The organism is Kangiella geojedonensis (assembly GCF_000981765.1).
GTDB classification, from domain to species: Bacteria; Pseudomonadota; Gammaproteobacteria; order Enterobacterales; family Kangiellaceae; genus Kangiella; species Kangiella geojedonensis.
Map to the genome: position 1 here is coordinate 99709 of NZ_CP010975.1, position 17001 is coordinate 116709.

Sequence of the window (17001 nt, forward strand, 5' to 3'; positions counted from 1 at the left end):
AAAATTTTGTTTTCGCTCCCCAAAGCAAAAACTGTCTATTTCTTGCTGAGTTTGTCATATTAGTGAAAACTTTTTCACAAAGTTATCCACAGAAAATGAAGTGCTGTGGAAAAAATAATCAAACACAGAAAAGCAAAGATACTGTAAATTATGCTAAAGATCCAATGTGTTAGCTAAGATACGACCAGCGAACATAATATTTGGAATAATATTGGTCAATGTCCGTTAAGATAAGGACACTCAATAAAATGACTCGCAAGATAAAAACGAGCATTAAGCCTACTGGACTATTAAGGGATACATGATGAAACATGATATTGGAGTAGCGTCAAAGCTACGGAAATTAGCAAGAGTATTCAGCCTTACCGCCTTTTCAGCTTTAGCGTTGTTAGGACCAAACTTGGTTTCTGCAAAGCTTGATAAGGCCAATACTGAAAAGACCGTAGCAAGCCAACTTGATCCATACTTTAAGGCATTGGCTGATAATAACCGTTTACTCGGTCATATGGCTTTGTATAAGGGCAATGAAAAGCTCTATAGCACGACCTTAGAAGCTGCTGGTAACGAAACCCTAAAAAGTAACAAGCAGTTGAAGTACAAAATAGGATCAATTACCAAAACTTTTACCGCGACCTTAGTCTTTCAATTGATTGAGGAGGGGAAGTTAAGCCTAGATACGACTTTGGACAACTATTATCCCGAAGTGGCTAATGCAAAAAGCATCACGATTAAACAGATGTTGAATCATCACTCAGGTATTCACAGCTATACCGACGATCCAAATTTTATTAACTATCATATGTCACCGCAGGATAAGACCTTTTTGGTCGAGAAGATCCAAAGCTTTGATGCTGATTTTGAGCCAGGTGAGAAAGGAGCATATAGCAACAGTAACTACTTACTTCTTGGATATATATTGGAGAAGATTGAAGAGAAGTCATACGCCGAATTATTAGAAAGTAGGATATTTAAGCCTTTGGGGTTGAAGAATACCTTCCTAGGCAAGGCCATTAATCCGAAGAATGAGGAAGCTTATTCATATCAATTTAACGGTGATATGTGGGAAGAGGTGGCGCAGTGGGATATGTCGGTTGCTTATTCGGCAGGAGCGTTAGTATCCACTGCCGATGATTTAAACCTGTTTATCACAGGGCTGTTTGATGAAAAATTAATTAAGCCATCAAGCTTAGAGCAGATGATTGAGCTGGACGATGGTTTTGGTAAAGGGATCTTCGGTACCAAATATAAATTAGAGGGTTCGGAACTCCAAGGTTATTGGCACAATGGCGGCATTGAGTCATTTGTATCGCACCTTGCCTATTACCCTGAAAAGGATATTAGCGTAGTGATACTCACGAATGGTTTGAACTACGATTTGCGCACAATCTACGAAAAGATGTTGGACGCATATTTCGGGAAAGAGGTGTCGGTACCAGAGTTCGGTCAGGAAGTTGAGCTAGACGAAGAGGTTTTAAAACCTTTAGTGGGCGAGTATGAAAGTGAGACCCATCCACTGGATATTAGTATCAGTTTGATGGAAGGAAAGTTATATGCGCAGGCGACTGGTCAGGGTGGCTTTCCTTTAACGGCTTTGAGTGAGAACACATTCGAATTCTCTAGAGCTGGAATCGAAATTGAGTTTGATCGAGACAATAACCAGTTTGCCATTAAGCAGGGTGGTCGAGCAGATGTGTTCGTGAAAGTGAGCGGTGGTGAGACTGCAAAAACAGTGGATGTACCGTTAGAAACGCTGGAGAAGTACGTTGGAACTTATCAAAGTGATGATTTCCCGCTTGATATCGAAGTGATGGTAAAAAGCGATAAATTGTATGCTCAAGCGACTGGTCAGTCGGCATTCCCACTTACACCAATCAATCAGAAAAAGTTTGCGTTTAAACTGGCAGATATTGTGATTGAGTTTGATGTAGAGAAAAGACAGCTGACGATAACGCAGCGTGGCGTTCCACGGATCATGGATAAGCAATAAGGGATATCGGAATATTTAGCAAGCCCAGCTCTTGCTGGGCTATTTTATGAAAAAATTGATTTAACCAAGTTGTTTAAGCTCTTGCTTCAGACTCTTGGCAGCATGTTCAAATTGTTGCAGTAAGTTCTTAGCGACTTCATATTGAAGATTAGTCTCTTTTAACGCTTTTAACATGGGTGTTGGAGTCGGATCTTTCAGCGCATGCGCCAGAAGTTCTGCCGAGATCACGGTGTGAAATGCCTCTAAACTAGGCTGTGGGCTTGGATCACCCAAGAATGGTGGCGGATCAGGAATGGGCCGTGGAATGGGCAACTTAGGTAAAAAACGAGCAATGTACATTGCTTCAAACAACTCACGAAAGAACCGTTTAGATTCACGGCATTCATCTGAATCGGGATCGATACTGCATACGAATGGATTGACTGGAAAAGCCATAATAACCTCCTTTGTTGTATAAGACGTTTCATCATGAAACGAATAAGGTCAGCGCGAATACATTGGCCAACGTTTAAACATTAACAAAAACAAAATGATAAAACCTTATTGCTGTTCACAAAATGAACAATCAAGCTTGGTAGTAGGAACCATCAGAAACTTGCGTTACACTTAAAACAATTTCAGAAACCGTAAATCCTCATGTCAGAAAAACAAAGCCCTTTCATCCTTGTTGATGGTTCTTCCTATCTATTCCGTGCCTATCATGTGCCACAGTTACAACGCATGACCAACTCTGACGGTATGATGACTGGCGCGGTGTTTGGCGTCATTAACATGCTGAAAAGTTTGATCAATGAATATCAGCCGACGCACATGGCGGTGGTGTTTGATGCTAAGGGTAAAACATTCCGTAATGATTTGTATCCAGAGTACAAAGCCAATCGTCCACCGATGCCTGAGGATCTGCGTCAGCAAATAGAGCCGATTCATCAGATTGTAGAGGCTATGGGTTTACCGTTATTGGTCATCGATGGTGTTGAGGCGGATGACGTGATTGGAACACTGGCCAAACAAGCTTGCGCGGAAGGCCGTGAAACGGTGATCTCTACCGGCGATAAGGATATGGCGCAACTGGTTAGCGATAATGTCACCCTGATCAACACCATGGATAAGAACAATCCAGTGACGGATTACGATCGAGTGATTGAAAAGTTTGGCGTCAAGCCGGACCAAATCATCGATTTCTTGGCGCTAGTGGGTGATAAGGTCGATAACATTCCGGGCGTGAATAAATGTGGCCCGAAAACAGCGGTAAAGTGGCTGAATGAGTACGGTTCCTTAGAAGGGGTGATGGAAAACGCCGATAAGATCGGTGGCAAGATCGGTGAGTACTTAAGAGAGGCGCTTGAGCAATTGCCACTATCGTATGAGTTGGCGACGATCAAGCTGGATTGTGAGCTGGAATTTGAACCAAAGGAGTTAACGGTCAAAGAGCCGGAATTAGCTCGCTTGAAAGAATTATACGGAACGATGGAGTTTCGCCGTTGGTTGACGGAAGTTTTAAAAGAAGGTGGTGAAGACATCGCTGAAGGGGAAGATGAGGCTGAAGAGTCCTCGATAGATCGGAGTCCGTATGAAACGATTCTAAGCCAAGAAGAACTTGATAAGTGGCTGAAAAAACTAGAACAATCAGAGTTGTTTGCCTTCGATACGGAAACCACCAGTTTGAATTACATGGAAGCTGATTTGGTTGGTATGTCCTTTGCCCTAGACAATGGCGAAGCAGCCTATCTGCCGGTTGCTCACAGTTATATGGGCGCACCTGAACAGTTAGATCGTGACCATGTACTAAAGCAAATGAAAGCTCTATTAGAGAGTGAAGAGATTAAGAAAGTGGGGCAAAACCTCAAGTATGATATGAGTGTTTTGGCTCGTTACGACATCACGCTTGGGGGTATTGAGTTTGACACCATGCTTGAGTCTTACTGCCTAAACTCTGTAGCAAGTCGCCATGACATGGATTCATTGTCACTAAAATACCTAAATCACGCGACCATAAAATTTGAAGAAATTGCAGGCAAGGGCAAGAACCAATTAACGTTTGATCAGATTGAGCTCGAAAAGGCAGCGCCCTATGCTGCGGAAGATGCGGACATCACCATGAAGCTGCATCAAAAAATCTGGGGAGATTTACAGAAAGAAGAAGGTCCAGCCCAAGTATTCAGGCATATTGAAATGCCATTGTTACGAATATTATCTAAAGTTGAACGCAATGGTGTGTTGGTTGATGGCAAATTGCTATTGGAGAAAAGTCGTCAATTTGAAGAGCGACTTAAAGAAATTGAGCTAGAAGCATTTGAGTTAGCAGGCAAAGAATTCAATCTAGGCTCTCCTAAGCAGTTACAGGCTATTTTATTTGAAGATTTAGAACTGCCGGTGATAAAAAAGACGCCAAAAGGCCAACCTTCTACGGCAGAAGAAGTGTTGCAAGAATTAGCACTGGATTATCCATTGCCAAAATTGATTCTTGAAAATCGTGGTTTAAGTAAATTGAAATCGACTTATACCGATAAGTTGCCGAAGATGATTAACCCTGAGACTAAACGTGTCCATACGTCATATCATCAGGCTATTGCGGCTACTGGTCGATTATCATCGACTGAACCCAACTTGCAGAATATTCCGATTAAGTCGCCAGAGGGTCGAAGCATTCGTACCGCTTTTATTGCCTCGGAAGGTTGTAAGATTTTAGCCGCGGATTACTCACAAATTGAGCTTCGTATTATGGCCCATTTATCTCAAGACAAAGGGCTGTTAAAAGCGTTCGAGGAAGGTTTGGACGTTCACTCAGCGACGGCAGCTGAAGTATTTGATGTGGATTTAGATAAGGTCAGTCCTAATCAGCGACGTGATGCTAAAGCGATTAACTTTGGCTTGATTTACGGTATGTCGGCATTTGGCTTGGCGAAGCAGATTGATGCGGATAGAAATACCGCTCAGGATTATATTAATACCTATTTTGCCCGATACCCTGGTGTAGAAGCTTATATGGACAGTACTCGAGAAAAAGCGGCGGATAAAGGCTATGTTGAAACTTTATATGGTCGTCGATTATACCTTCCGGAGATCCACTCGAAGAACGGTATGCGTCGTAAAGCAGCAGAAAGAACCGCGATAAATGCGCCGATGCAGGGTAGTGCAGCAGACATTATTAAACTGGCGATGATCGAAGTGGATAAATGGTTAAAAGACCAGCCGGGCATTAAGATGATCATGCAGGTTCACGATGAACTGGTGTTTGAAGTGGAGGAACAATATCTAGAGTTAGCGAAGGAAAAAATTCCTGAGTTGATGGAAAGTGTTGCAGAATTATCCGTTCCTTTAATTGCTGAAGTTGATGTGGGCGATAATTGGGAAGAGGCACACTAAATACTTCAACGTTTAAACTTAAACTTGCGCTATTTATCACTTAACGTGTGATATAGCGCAGGTTTTTGTCGCGATCATCGCTTAATGTCACACTTTGAAATTTTCTTTACACAACCTTACAAAAATCTTGAAACAAACCACCTAAACGCGAGTCTATTTAAGTGAGCACAATGAAGTGCTCCCCGCGACTCCCTCCTTACAGCGGGACTTGCAATTTGGCCTCCCCAAGCCGAATTGCGCATTTGGGGTGGTACCTATGTTCCCTCAGGCCACCCCTTTTTTTATGCCTGTCTGTTTTCCAGAATTATTCAGAATAGTCTGAAATGTCGAGTTAGATAAAACCTATCGATATAAAAAAGCCAGCGAAAGCTGGCTTTTTGTTTGGGAGTACTCGCTAGGTCTGAGGTTTGAGAGCCTCAAACTCTTCAAGTTCATGAAGATCTTCAAATGCTGGCTCTCTGTCTAGTTCATCGGCCAGTTTAGGTGCTTTTTCAATAGCTATTTTAATATCGTTAATCGCTTCTTGCGTAGCGCCGTTAGCGGCGTTGGCGCAAGCGCGTTGCCAATAAGCAAGACCATAATCTTGATCTTGATCGATAGCGCGATTTGCGAGACTAAAGGCCCACTCATAGTCGCCTAGCTCGTAAGCGGCGTCTGCTTTATATATCAAAGCTTCGATATCTTCGGGGTTAATCGCTAAGATTTCATCAAACAGTTTTATCTTTTGGTGCATATTGGTCTCAAGGCCAGCACGCATCCAAATCGAGTGTATTTCGTTGGACTTGGAAATATCTTCTTGCGCATCAATGATTTCTTGTGAGCGCTTACGAAGCTTACCTTCGAGCTCATGGAGTCGGTCTTCATACTCGCTGGTCAGTTCGTTGATTTTTGTTTCAACCACCTCATTAAGCTTGCTGCGAACATCACGCATCGAGCGCCAGCCCATCAATACTAAGATAGAGGCCGCGGTTGTGATAATAATGAACATGTTGTTCAAGGTATCGGAGGTATAGCGAATGATTCGATCGGAAGCATCGAGTTTGGCGTGCGCCACCTTTTCTTCCATATCAGCTCGCAGGCTCTGTTGATCTTGGCGCACAGATTTGAGTTCATCAAGTATATAGCGCTCAATTAAAGGCTGATAGTTACTGGTTTTTTCTGGCTTTTGTTCTTGTTGCTCAGCTGCAAATGCGGCCAAACTAAAAAAGCTTAAGGAAACCCATAAAATAATACGTGCAAGTTGTTGTGCCATAAAACCTATTCCTCTTGTTCGGAAGCGCTCTCTGGACTAGCGTACCATGCATCTAATTTGGCTAAAAGTTGGTCTAACCCATGTTTTTTGGTCGAAGAGAAAGCTTGTACGCTTGCTTCAGGATGAAGTTCACTGACTTGCTTTTTGCACTGCAACAAGGCTTTGGATTTCGCGCCCTGTTTCAGTTTATCAGACTTACTTAATAAGCAGTGTACAGGCAACCCAACTTCATGAGCCCAAACCAACATTTGCTGATCGGTGTCTTTGAGGAAATGACGAATATCCATCAAAAGCACCAAACCGCGTAAGCACTGGCGCTCTTGCAGATAGCGAGAGAGTTCTTCTTGCCATAACAATTTAGTCGCTTCGGGAACCTTTGCGTAGCCGTAACCGGGTAAATCGATTAAGCGCGCGCCTTCGTCGAGGGTGAAAACATTAATAAGCTGTGTCCGTCCGGGAGTTTTACTGGTACGGGCTAAGCTTTTTTGTTGTGTCAGGGCATTCAAAGCACTGGATTTCCCAGCATTGGAGCGTCCTGCAAAGGCAACTTCTATGCCCTCATCGGCTGGGAGTTGGCTGATTTTAGCCGCGCCCAGTAAGTATTTAGCTTTCTGATAATGCATAAATATAGTTTTTTTGCCTTTGGATATTGGCATTTTAACGGTTACTTCCCTATAATTCACCGAGCTTTTCGATTTTATTTTGTTGGCGGCGAGAGTGTCGACAACAGTTTTTATATTTTAGTAGGTAACCTGATGAAAAAGTTAGCTATTTTTGCTTTTGTTTTTGTAGCGTGGAGTGCACCAACTACGGCCCTTGAGGGTGATGTAGCTAAAGGTGCAGAATTGGCTTCTACTTGTGCCGCTTGTCATGGCAAGGACGGTAACAGTGGTAATCCAATGTGGCCTAAGTTAGCAGGTCAGAATGAAGAATACCTTGAGAAGCAGATTAAAGACTTCCAAGCTGGTACTGAAGATCCAAGCCAAGGCCGTTATGACGCTTCTATGGCGCCGATGGTTAAAAACTTGAGCGAGCAAGACATTGCTGATTTGTCAGCATATTTTGCTTCACAAGAAACGCAAATGGGTGCGGTTGAAAAAGAATTCTTGGACTTAGGTAAGAAAATTTACTTCCAAGGTGATGCTGAGCGTAAAGTTCCAGCGTGTAGCGCCTGCCACGGTGCAACGGGTCAAGGCTTGAACTTAGCGGGTTACCCTGCGGTTTCTGGTCAACATCCTGAGTATGCGATTAAGCAGCTAAAAGCATTCTCGCATGGTGACCGTGCTAATGATTCGAACGCTATTATGCGTGATATCGCGATTCGCATGTCAGATCAGCAAATCGAAGCGGTTGCTCACTTCATGCTAGGTTTACACTAATTGACTTGCATTTAGCGTAAGATTCAAGGTAAAAAGGCGACTTCTAGTCGCCTTTTTTATTGGCTGTGTGCTGGTAAAAGAATGGTCAGAAACAAAGATTGGTTTAGTAAGCAGGGTAATGGGATGCGTAAATTAATAACAGTGTTAGCGCTACTGATGATTCAGATAATGATGGTTCAAGTTGCATCGGCTGAGTTTAAAGAGGGTGAGGACTATTGGCAGATAGCTCAAGTGGAAGGGATTTCTGCCGCGACAGGAGATAATTTATTTTTTACGTGGCTGGGCTGTGACTCATGCCGCAAGATTGAAGCAGAGTTATCATCAGAGCTTGAGGGCTTTGAAATGGTGCCACTGATTGCTCGCCAAGAGTGGCGCCCGGCGGCTAAAGTGTTCTATGTGATGGAAATGCTGGAAGGTGAGCCAGACGCCTGGTTAAGATTAAATCAACAAATTGATGCTGGCGAACTCGATCCTAAGGATCAAAACGCATTATTCGAAGCAATCTTCGAGCTTGGGTATGACAAAGAAGCGGTTGCGGAATTGCTGGAAGATCGTCGCTTGTACGATAGAATCAATCAAGCAGAAGCACTGGCAGAAAACTATGCCATCCAATATGCGCCAACGGTGGTAGTGAAAGGCCAGTTTGCCACCGATGCGCGCAGTACCATGACGGTAAAGAAATTTCGAGACGTTCTAAATTATCTCAAAACGCTCTAAGAGCCCGTGCTGATTATTCGCTAATCAGCACTCAACGTTTTCTCGTTACTGTGATGGCTGGCGTTATACAACGCAGCCAGCGTTGCAGATCGAAATTCACGACGATACAAAACGCCTACGACCAGAGTGGAAGCAATCATGAAAACCACAGGGTTGAAGAACCAGCCAAGCGTGGCTAAGGCAAAAGTGTAAGCGCGTAAGCCATAGTTAAACGAATTCGAAGCTCTGCTCAATAACCAGTTGGTGTGTCGAATAAAGATATCCCTGTCTTTTGCTGGATCTTCTGAGTCAGGGGCTGAGCCGAAAAGGACAATGGCAAAGTTATACTGACGCATAGACCAAGTGAACTTAAAGAAGGCGTAAGCAAAGGTCACGACTAAAATAAGGATCTTCAGTTCCCAGGTGGCTCTGGAGTCAATTTCAATCCAAGGTAAGGCTTGGAGGAGCACAATAGCTTTTTCCGTCGAACCCAAAACCGTCAATAAACCAGCAATGATAAAAATTGTGGTGGAAGCAAAGAAGGTGACGTTACGTTGTAAAATTCCTAAGCCACTGATATCAGCCATGCGCATTTCTCGCTGGATCATTCTTTCTAACCATTCGACACGATTAGCTTCAAGCTGGTTAGCGATAGTAGAACTGTTACGCTGCTTGATGCGAGCAAAGTAGGTATAGCCGATCCAACACAGCAAAAACCATGTTAGGGCGATCCAGTCTAAAAGTGGCATGAATGAAAAAGTCATAGGCTACAATTTTCGTTGGTTACGGTTGCATTCATTAGGCTAAAAGTGCCATGCTTTATACATTTATACAAGCGAATATTAATCATCATATTGATAAAGGAAAGTCATGCGAAATACTTTGGATCAGGCTAACAGCCCGTATCTACTACAGCACAAAGATAACCCGGTTTATTGGCAGCAATGGAGTGATGAGATTATTACTTTAGCCAAAGAAATGGATAAACCTATTTTATTATCGGTGGGCTACTCCTCTTGTCACTGGTGTCATGTGATGGCGCATGAGTCGTTCGAGGACCAATCTGTGGCTGATGTCATGAACGAACACTTTATTAATATTAAATTGGATCGTGAAGAACGGCCTGACTTGGATAAGACATATCAGTTGGCACATCAGTTGCTTAATCGCCAAGCGGGTGGTTGGCCCTTAACCACGATTTTAGATCCACACACACTGGTTCCGTTTTTTAGTGGCACCTATTTTCCTAAAGAACCTCGCCATGGACTGCCAGCGTTCACTGAGCTATTGCAAAAGATCAGTGAGGTCTATCGTGATAAAAAGGGGGATATTGCAGAGCAAAACCAGCGCCTAACACAGGCGTTGAGAGTTGTTGCAGGTGGCGAGACTGGCGGAAAGTCAGATAGCTCCAGCAGTACCAAATCGTTAGCTGAAGCTCTGTGTTCGAGTATTATTGAACGTCATGACTTTCGATACGGTGGAATGGAAGGAGCGCCCAAGTTCCCACAACCCGCTATCTGGTATTCTGCACTTCACCTATTAGAGTCTAAGGATTTAGAAGCTAGAAATGTCGAAGCATTGAGTCAGGCGGTAATAGGCTCGTTACAGGGTTTTAGTCGATACGGGTTGTTCGACCATCTTGCGGGTGGTTTCTTCAGGTATTGTGTCGATGAACGTTGGGATATACCTCACTTTGAGAAAATGTTGTATGACAATGGTCAGCTATTAAGCCTAATGTCAGAAGCGGGACACTATTTTGCTGATGGCGAATTAATGCAGTCAGTGGACTTAACCATCCGCTGGCTTGAGGAGCAAATGCTGGCGCCTGAAGGAGGCTTTTACTCTGCGTTAGACGCTGATAGTTTGGATGAACAGGGGGTAAGCCGAGAAGGTGCCTATTACTGCTGGAGTCCGCAACAGTTAGATTTCCTCAGCGATGAAGAGCAACAGTTTGCTAAAGCTTATTACGGGTTGAATGATACTGCTAACTTCGAGGGACAATGGCATCTGGTTACGCGCAAGGCATGGCGTGATGTGGCAGAAGAGACTCAAGTCCACCAGAAACAAGCGCCTATTTTGATGGAGTCTGCACGCCAGCAGATGAAGTTAGTTCGCGACACACGGCCATTGCCTTTTCGCGACGACAAGTTGCTCACCAGCTGGAATGCATTAACTTTACAGGGATTGTTACAAGCTAAAAAAGCGGGAAGCAAAGCTGTGTCTGACGGTTTAATCAATGGCTGTCGGCAGTACTTACGGGAGAAAGTGTGGCTGAATAAACAACTTTGGGCTTGCTTTAAAGACGGTAAGGCCTACCAGCAAGGATTTTTAGATGACTATGGTTATTTGGCCAAAGCGCTACTTTTGTCATTAGCCGATACTTTTTCACAGCAAAACTGGAGCTGGCTCAAGCAATTGTGTGACATTTTATGGCAAGAGTTCGCTGACCAAGAGCGCGGAGGTTTTTACTTTACTTCTGATCATCAGGAAACGGTAATTACGAGACATAAGAGCTGGAGTGATGATGCTATGCCAAACAGCGCGGCTCAAGCGCTAGAAGCGGTGTGGGTCGTTGCTGAAATGACCGGCGATACGGAGCGGCAGATCTTTATCGAAAAGAGTCTGTTGCAAGCAGGTTCAGAAGCAGAGCAAGCACCATTACAATACCCTTCGGTGATACGTTTATTGGAAGTATGGCAGCAAGGACTGGAGTTATGGGTGTTGCGCGGTGAAGGTTTCGAGTTGCCGCCTTTGCAAGAATACTTAGCAACCGGTTTGAATCCGGGACGGTGGGTGTTCGCATTGGAGAAAGGTATTAATGACCCAGTCTTAGAAGAAAAATTCCCAGCAACAGAGCAGCTGTCCGCTTACTGTTGCCGAGAGCATCAATGTTTTCCTGTGATTGATGATTTTGAAGCGCTAAAAGAATTTGCGAATCGAAACGTTAATTAACCGAGCATATCAGCAATCTTGTCGACCAACTTATCAATGCCTTTGGCAGCTTCAGAAACGCTAGAGGCCAGCATATAAGCCGGAGTGGTGACTAAGTTATTGCCTGCATCAACAACGATGTTGTCGACAGGACATGCTTGATGAACGCCGCCCATGGCCTCAATAGCATCAGCGGTATCCTGGTCTGTACCGATCGTTAGCTTAATGCCTTCACCATAAATATGGGGCAACATCGCTGGCGCGATACACATAAATCCGACCGGCTTTTTATCTTTAGCGAAGCCTTTGATGAAGTTAACTAGATCGGGGTTGACGCTACAGTCACTGCCTTTAACGGCAAAGTCAGAAAGATTTTTAGCGGCACCAAAGCCACCGGGTAAGATAGCGGCGTCAAAGTCATCAGCTTTGGCTTCGGCCAAGTCTTTTACATTACCACGAGCGATGCGGGCTGACTCTACTAAGACATTGCGACTTTCTCCTTCGGCAACATCACCTGTTAAATGATTGATGACGTGCATTTGCTCAATGTTAGGCGCGAAACATTGGTAGTCAAAACCATGTCGCTCTAGAGCCAGTAATGTGAGAACACTTTCATGAATCTCGGCTCCATCAAACACGCCTGAACCGGATAAAACCACTGCAATTTTCGTCATGGGGATCTCCATGTCTTGAATGTTATCTTTGATGATAATATAGATAAGCCGATAAATTAAGTTACAGAGTTTTGATTTTTAAAGTAATTTAGTTGAAACTAAAGGCTTAAGTAAAAGGTAGCACTTACCTACAAAGGATCTTGATGCCAAAGAATGCTTTCATCCTACTGTCTTTGCTCCTCTGGGGATGGTTGTTTACGAGTACTGTCTATTCGCCAGCGCGGGCGCAATATGCTGCGGCTGCTTTGCTTGAAGGTGAATTATCACAAAGCACCGTGACTTCGATTGTCGAAGATCGACACGGCTTTCTTTGGATAGGTACTGAGGATGGCTTAAATCGTTTTGATGGCTATAGCGTTAAGATTTATAACAAGCAAAACAGCGAGTTACCCAGTACACGAATTAAAGACTTGGTCATTGATAGTGAGGGTGAACTATGGATTGCGACCCAAAATGGTCTGGCTCTTTTTCAGCAAAGCACTGGGAAAATCATCAATTTTTATCATAACGCTCAAGAACCATTTTCAATTGCAGACAACTTTGTCTCCAGCTTGGCTGTCGATGATAAAGGGGGGGTTTGGGTTGGAACCTATGGCGGCCCGTCTTATTACGACCCAGCGATAAACGGTTTTCGTACGCTTCCCATTATGAAAAGCCGACGCGTGCCAGCGGCTTTGTCTGAGGTAAAAGATATCATCGTCGACAGTCAGCAACGAGTATGGCTAGTGACCACACGGGGTGATTTGGCGCGTTTCATGCCCGCGGTGAATCAATTTATCGTGATTGATAATCCAGCCATGCAAAGCTTGGGCTTGCTAGAAGCGATGGCTGAAACGCCTGAGGGCCGCTTGTGGCTACTATCACCTCAAGCAGGTTTGGTTGAGTTTGATCCTGTGGAGCAAAGCTTTAAACAGTTACGGATAGAAGATATTGGGCTTGAAGATAACGAACTTAAGCTGAATAGTTTGTATTTTGATAAAGAGCAACGATTGTGGGTGGGAACTCAGAAAAAAGGTCTCTACACCATTAAGAATAAGCGAGTTGTTGATCATCATACTTATGGTAAGCCGGGTGCTGTTGGCAGTAATCGGATTAATGTTTTATACCAAGATAGTAGCGATATTCTTTGGATTGGCTCTTCCTCCTACCTCAATAAAATCAATCCTAATGCGATCAATTTTATTCATATCGATCATTCTCAAAGCAAGCATGGATCGCTTAAAAGTGATGTAACTTATTCTTTGCTAGCGACCAGCTATGATCACTTATTAGTCGGAAGTGATGTTAGTGGTCTGACAGTGCTCAAACGGACTTATGATGGTGCTGAACCCGTGGAAGTCACATTGCCACCAGAACTGGAAGGTAAGAGCATCAATAAATTAATAGAGATTGGTGCTGGGCGGCACTGGTTGATTTCTGAACAGTCAATATGGAAGTTTGATGAATTAAAGTTGTCGTTTGAGTTAGTGTATCAGGCCAGCAGTCCGCGAGATTACTTTTTGACCGCGCACTATGACCAGCAATTCTTATGGTTAGGGACGGCTAAAGGCGTGTGGCGCTTGGGTGCTGATCATTCTTTAAAGAAATACCGCTTAGTTGATATCAATTACCACAGAAATAACCGCATCAATGTTCTTATGCCGGATAAGTCAGGTGACTATCTGTGGGTTGGCTCTGATAGTGGCGTTTACCGATTTAGTAAACAGGATGAAAGCTTCATCTCGTTAGATAACCTGTTTACTGATTTGCCACCGCAAGCAAAAGAAGTGGTGTTAAGTCTAGCGCTTGATCAAGATTCACGGTTATGGGTCGGTACTTTTGGCAACGGCTTGGTGGTTGTGGACCTAGTGAGTCAGCAATACACGGTGTTGAATAATGCGGTTAGCAGTTTGCACGAAACCATTTACTCATTACTTCAAGACGAGTCCGGAACCATTTGGGCGGGAACTGGTGGTGGCTTGTATCGAATTGATACCTCTGATTACAGTATGTCCCAATTCTCGATGACCGAAGACCAGCCTATCATAGAGTTTAATACTGGAGCGACGACTCGCGATCGGGTGGGAAACCTATACTTTGGTGGTATGAATGGGGTCATTTCCTTTAACCCATCAGCTTATACCGAAGACGACACACCTCCTAAACCAGTGATTACGGATATTCTAGTCAATAATCACTCGATTATTGTGGGCGAAGCACATCGTCAGCGATTAACCAAGCCAGCGAATATTGCTGAGCAGGTTAAAATTTACCCTGAAGATACTGCCGTTAGTTTTGATTTTTCGGGGTTTAATTACACGGATCCTTGGAGTAATCGCTTTCGTTACATGTTGGAAGGTTATGATTCTGACTGGATAGAGACAGACGCTAAAAGCCGTCGCGTTACTTACACGAATTTAAAGCCGGGAACTTATCACTTCAAAGTCAATGCTGCGAATAAAGATGGGTTCTGGAGCGAACAGCCAGCAGAAATTGAGGTGAAGGTTCAAACCTTATCCTGGTTATCCCCGCTGGCGTATACCGTTTATGGATTTATACTCGGTTTGGTGATTCTTGCCTTTTCTTATTTGATTTGGTCAAGGATGCGTGAGCGTCAATCAGCAGCCCAGCAGCTGGCGGAAAGTGAAGAGCGTCTTAAGTTATCACTGTGGGGAAGTGGCGATGAGCTTTGGGATTGGCAGGTTAATACTGGGGCTTTGCACCTGTCGAACGAATGGCCTTATGACTTCCCACGCGACGGTATCCGTAGTGGTTATTCAATGGCTAACTCGAATATCCACCCCAATGACTTACCTTACGTCAAACAAGCACTTAACGCTCATTTAGCCGGAAAATCGTTACACTTTGAGAGCACTTATCGTATCAGCAATGAACGAGGCGGTTGGATTTGGGTGCTGGATCGCGGCAAAGTGGTGGCTAGGGATGAGCATAAAAAGCCGCTGAGAATGGCGGGCACCTTGAAGAATATTAGCGACTTAAAAGACACCGAGCAGCAATTGAGCATGGTGGTGAAGTCCTTCGATAATATCTCAGACGGGGTCTGGATTTTGGATGAAGATTATAACTATATTGCAGTGAATAAGGCTTACACTAAAATTACCGGCTTTGATTCTGAAGAGGTTATCGGCCAACCCATCAGAGAAACCGCCATTGTAAATGCGCCGGATAATTTCATTGAAGAGTTGCGTGAAGTCTTAGTGTCTGAAGGAAGCTGGAGCGGCGAACTAGAGGCGATTAGGAACAACGGTCAGGTTTATCCGATAGAGATTAATATTGATGTGGTGCGTGATGGTGATGGTAACATTATCAACTATGTCGGGGTTTTTTCGGATATTACTTTTCGCAAAAAAGCGGAAAAAGAATTACGCCGTCTCGCAACCGTCGATCAATTAACCGGTTTACGCAACCGAAATAGCTTTAAGCAACGATTTGAAGAGTTGTTAGCCTTATCGGGTGATTCGGATCAACATGCACTGTTATTTATAGATTTAGACAATTTTAAACGCATTAATGATTCTCTTGGGCATGGAGTTGGTGATGAGTTACTAACCTCGGTAGCCAAAGCATTGTTAAGTATCTCGGAAGATAATAATGGCATAGTGGCGCGCTTGGGTGGTGATGAGTTTACCGTAGTATTGAGCGACGTTGATACTTGGAGTCAGCCAGCAAAATATGCGCAAGCAATTCTCGATCATTTCTCAAAACCTCTACCTTTATCGAGTGCTGAGGTGGTGGTTTCGCCTAGCATTGGAATCGTGATGTATCCCGAGAATGGTGAAAGCGCCGAAGAACTGCTGAAGAACGCCGATATGGCGATGTATTATGCCAAGAAAAAAGGCAAGAATACTTATCAATTCTACACCCGCCAAATGAATGAGCAGGCACAGTTAAGAATTAACCTTGAAAGTGAGTTGCGCCAAGCCATTGAAAAAGATGAGTTTGTAGTCTTCTATCAGCCGAAAGTGAGCTTGGAAACCGGTAAAATTACGAGTATGGAGGCGTTGGTACGCTGGCGTAACCCCAACCGCGGTTTGGTCATGCCGGGTGAGTTCATCCCGCTGGCGGAAGAGGCTGGCTTTATTATCCCAATCAGTCAGAAAGTGATAGAAAAGACCTGTTTACAGCTGCGTGACTGGAAGAATCGTGGCATTTACGATGGAAAAATTGCAGTTAACTTGTCTGCGGTTCAGTTTTACCATGAAAATTTGTGGGAAACGGTTAAAACAGCGCTACATATCGCTAAAATAGAAGCGACATCACTAGAGTTTGAAATTACCGAAGGTATGGTGATGGAGGACTTGGCTCATTCGATTCAGCAGATGAAAACCCTCAAGGAAATGGGGATTAGTTTAGCCCTGGATGACTTTGGTGTGGGTTACTCTTCGCTAGGAAACTTAAAAGACTTCCCGATTGATACCTTAAAGATTGATCGATCATTTGTATGGGATCTGGAAGACTCTGAACGCGATCAAAAGCTGGTGGCTTCTATTGTGACCTTGGCTCATAACTTAGGAATAAAGGTTGTGGCAGAGGGCGTAGAGACGGTATTACAGGTAGAAGCTCTGCGGGAAATGGAGTGTGAAGAAATCCAGGGCTATATCTTTAGTAAGCCAGTCCCTCCATGGGAAATTGAAGCGATGTTGACCAATCCGGACTATAGTTTGTTTGATATTTTGAAAGAGATGGAAGGAGAGGAAGAGGGCTAGATTTAAGTGA

Annotated in this window: 11 protein-coding genes; 6 read left to right on the forward strand and 5 right to left on the reverse strand. The window is 43.9% G+C overall.

The window, feature by feature from the left end; all coding sequences use genetic code 11:
* Positions 1 to 301: 301 nt before the first annotated feature.
* The gene (locus tag TQ33_RS00485) at positions 302 to 1987 is read left to right on the forward strand and encodes a serine hydrolase domain-containing protein (protein ID WP_144405925.1); all 1686 of its coding nucleotides are present in this window, start codon (positions 302 to 304) and stop codon (positions 1985 to 1987) included.
* Between the two features lie 60 nt (positions 1988 to 2047).
* On the opposite strand, the gene TQ33_RS00490 is transcribed toward TQ33_RS00485, so the two are convergent.
* Positions 2048 to 2422, reverse strand: a complete 375-nt coding sequence (locus tag TQ33_RS00490) for a hypothetical protein (RefSeq protein ID WP_046560324.1) — start codon at positions 2420 to 2422, stop codon at positions 2048 to 2050.
* A 201-nt stretch (positions 2423 to 2623) separates the two neighbouring features.
* On the opposite strand from TQ33_RS00490, the gene polA reads away from it, so the two are divergent.
* Positions 2624 to 5353 carry a DNA polymerase I gene (gene polA / locus TQ33_RS00495; RefSeq protein WP_046560325.1) on the forward strand — a complete coding sequence of 910 codons (2730 nt, stop codon included), beginning with the start codon at positions 2624 to 2626 and terminating at the stop codon, positions 5351 to 5353.
* Between the two features lie 394 nt (positions 5354 to 5747).
* Here the strand turns inward: polA and TQ33_RS00500 are convergent, their stop codons facing one another.
* Both TQ33_RS00500 and yihA read right to left on the reverse strand, forming a co-directional pair.
* The gene (locus TQ33_RS00500; protein ID WP_046560326.1) at positions 5748 to 6605 is read right to left on the reverse strand and encodes a tetratricopeptide repeat protein; all 858 of its coding nucleotides are present in this window, start codon (positions 6603 to 6605) and stop codon (positions 5748 to 5750) included.
* Between the two features lie 5 nt (positions 6606 to 6610).
* A complete protein-coding gene (gene yihA, locus TQ33_RS00505; RefSeq protein ID WP_046560327.1) occupies positions 6611 to 7261 on the reverse strand; it encodes a ribosome biogenesis GTP-binding protein YihA/YsxC in 651 nt (216 codons plus the stop codon).
* Positions 7262 to 7360: 99 nt separating this feature from the next.
* On the opposite strand from yihA, the gene TQ33_RS00510 reads away from it, so the two are divergent.
* The gene (locus tag TQ33_RS00510; RefSeq protein ID WP_046562192.1) at positions 7361 to 7984 is read left to right on the forward strand and encodes a c-type cytochrome; all 624 of its coding nucleotides are present in this window, start codon (positions 7361 to 7363) and stop codon (positions 7982 to 7984) included.
* A gap of 123 nt (positions 7985 to 8107) precedes the next feature.
* Positions 8108 to 8701 carry a DsbA family protein gene (locus TQ33_RS00515; RefSeq protein ID WP_046562193.1) on the forward strand — a complete coding sequence of 198 codons (594 nt, stop codon included), beginning with the start codon at positions 8108 to 8110 and terminating at the stop codon, positions 8699 to 8701.
* A gap of 20 nt (positions 8702 to 8721) precedes the next feature.
* Here the strand turns inward: TQ33_RS00515 and TQ33_RS00520 are convergent, their stop codons facing one another.
* Positions 8722 to 9444, reverse strand: coding sequence for a DUF599 domain-containing protein (locus tag TQ33_RS00520; protein WP_046560328.1), 723 nt, complete (start codon positions 9442 to 9444; stop codon positions 8722 to 8724).
* A 106-nt stretch (positions 9445 to 9550) separates the two neighbouring features.
* Here TQ33_RS00520 and TQ33_RS00525 point away from each other — a divergent pair, with 106 nt between their 5' ends.
* Positions 9551 to 11632 (forward strand): thioredoxin domain-containing protein, encoded by a 2082-nt coding sequence (locus TQ33_RS00525; protein ID WP_046560329.1) that lies wholly within the window; start codon positions 9551 to 9553, stop codon positions 11630 to 11632.
* Here the strand turns inward: TQ33_RS00525 and elbB are convergent.
* Positions 11629 to 12285, reverse strand: a complete 657-nt coding sequence (elbB, locus tag TQ33_RS00530; RefSeq protein ID WP_046560330.1) for an isoprenoid biosynthesis glyoxalase ElbB — start codon at positions 12283 to 12285, stop codon at positions 11629 to 11631. The genes TQ33_RS00525 and elbB overlap by 4 nt on opposite strands.
* A 143-nt stretch (positions 12286 to 12428) precedes the next feature.
* Between elbB and TQ33_RS00535 the strand changes: the two genes are divergently transcribed.
* On the forward strand, positions 12429 to 16991 hold the full coding sequence (locus TQ33_RS00535) for an EAL domain-containing protein (protein ID WP_046560331.1): 4563 nt from the start codon (positions 12429 to 12431) through the stop codon (positions 16989 to 16991).
* Positions 16992 to 17001 lie beyond the last annotated feature (10 nt).

Coding starts and splice junctions, on each gene's coding strand:
- TQ33_RS00485 (WP_144405925.1), top strand. CDS start 302: ATGATGAAACATGATATTGGAGTAGCGTCAAAGCTACGGAAATTAGCA.
- TQ33_RS00490 (WP_046560324.1), bottom strand. CDS start 2,422: ATGGCTTTTCCAGTCAATCCATTCGTATGCAGTATCGATCCCGATTCA.
- polA (WP_046560325.1), top strand. CDS start 2,624: ATGTCAGAAAAACAAAGCCCTTTCATCCTTGTTGATGGTTCTTCCTAT.
- TQ33_RS00500 (WP_046560326.1), bottom strand. CDS start 6,605: ATGGCACAACAACTTGCACGTATTATTTTATGGGTTTCCTTAAGCTTT.
- yihA (WP_046560327.1), bottom strand. CDS start 7,261: ATGCCAATATCCAAAGGCAAAAAAACTATATTTATGCATTATCAGAAA.
- TQ33_RS00510 (WP_046562192.1), top strand. CDS start 7,361: ATGAAAAAGTTAGCTATTTTTGCTTTTGTTTTTGTAGCGTGGAGTGCA.
- TQ33_RS00515 (WP_046562193.1), top strand. CDS start 8,108: ATGCGTAAATTAATAACAGTGTTAGCGCTACTGATGATTCAGATAATG.
- TQ33_RS00520 (WP_046560328.1), bottom strand. CDS start 9,444: ATGACTTTTTCATTCATGCCACTTTTAGACTGGATCGCCCTAACATGG.
- TQ33_RS00525 (WP_046560329.1), top strand. CDS start 9,551: ATGCGAAATACTTTGGATCAGGCTAACAGCCCGTATCTACTACAGCAC.
- elbB (WP_046560330.1), bottom strand. CDS start 12,285: ATGACGAAAATTGCAGTGGTTTTATCCGGTTCAGGCGTGTTTGATGGA.
- TQ33_RS00535 (WP_046560331.1), top strand. CDS start 12,429: ATGCCAAAGAATGCTTTCATCCTACTGTCTTTGCTCCTCTGGGGATGG.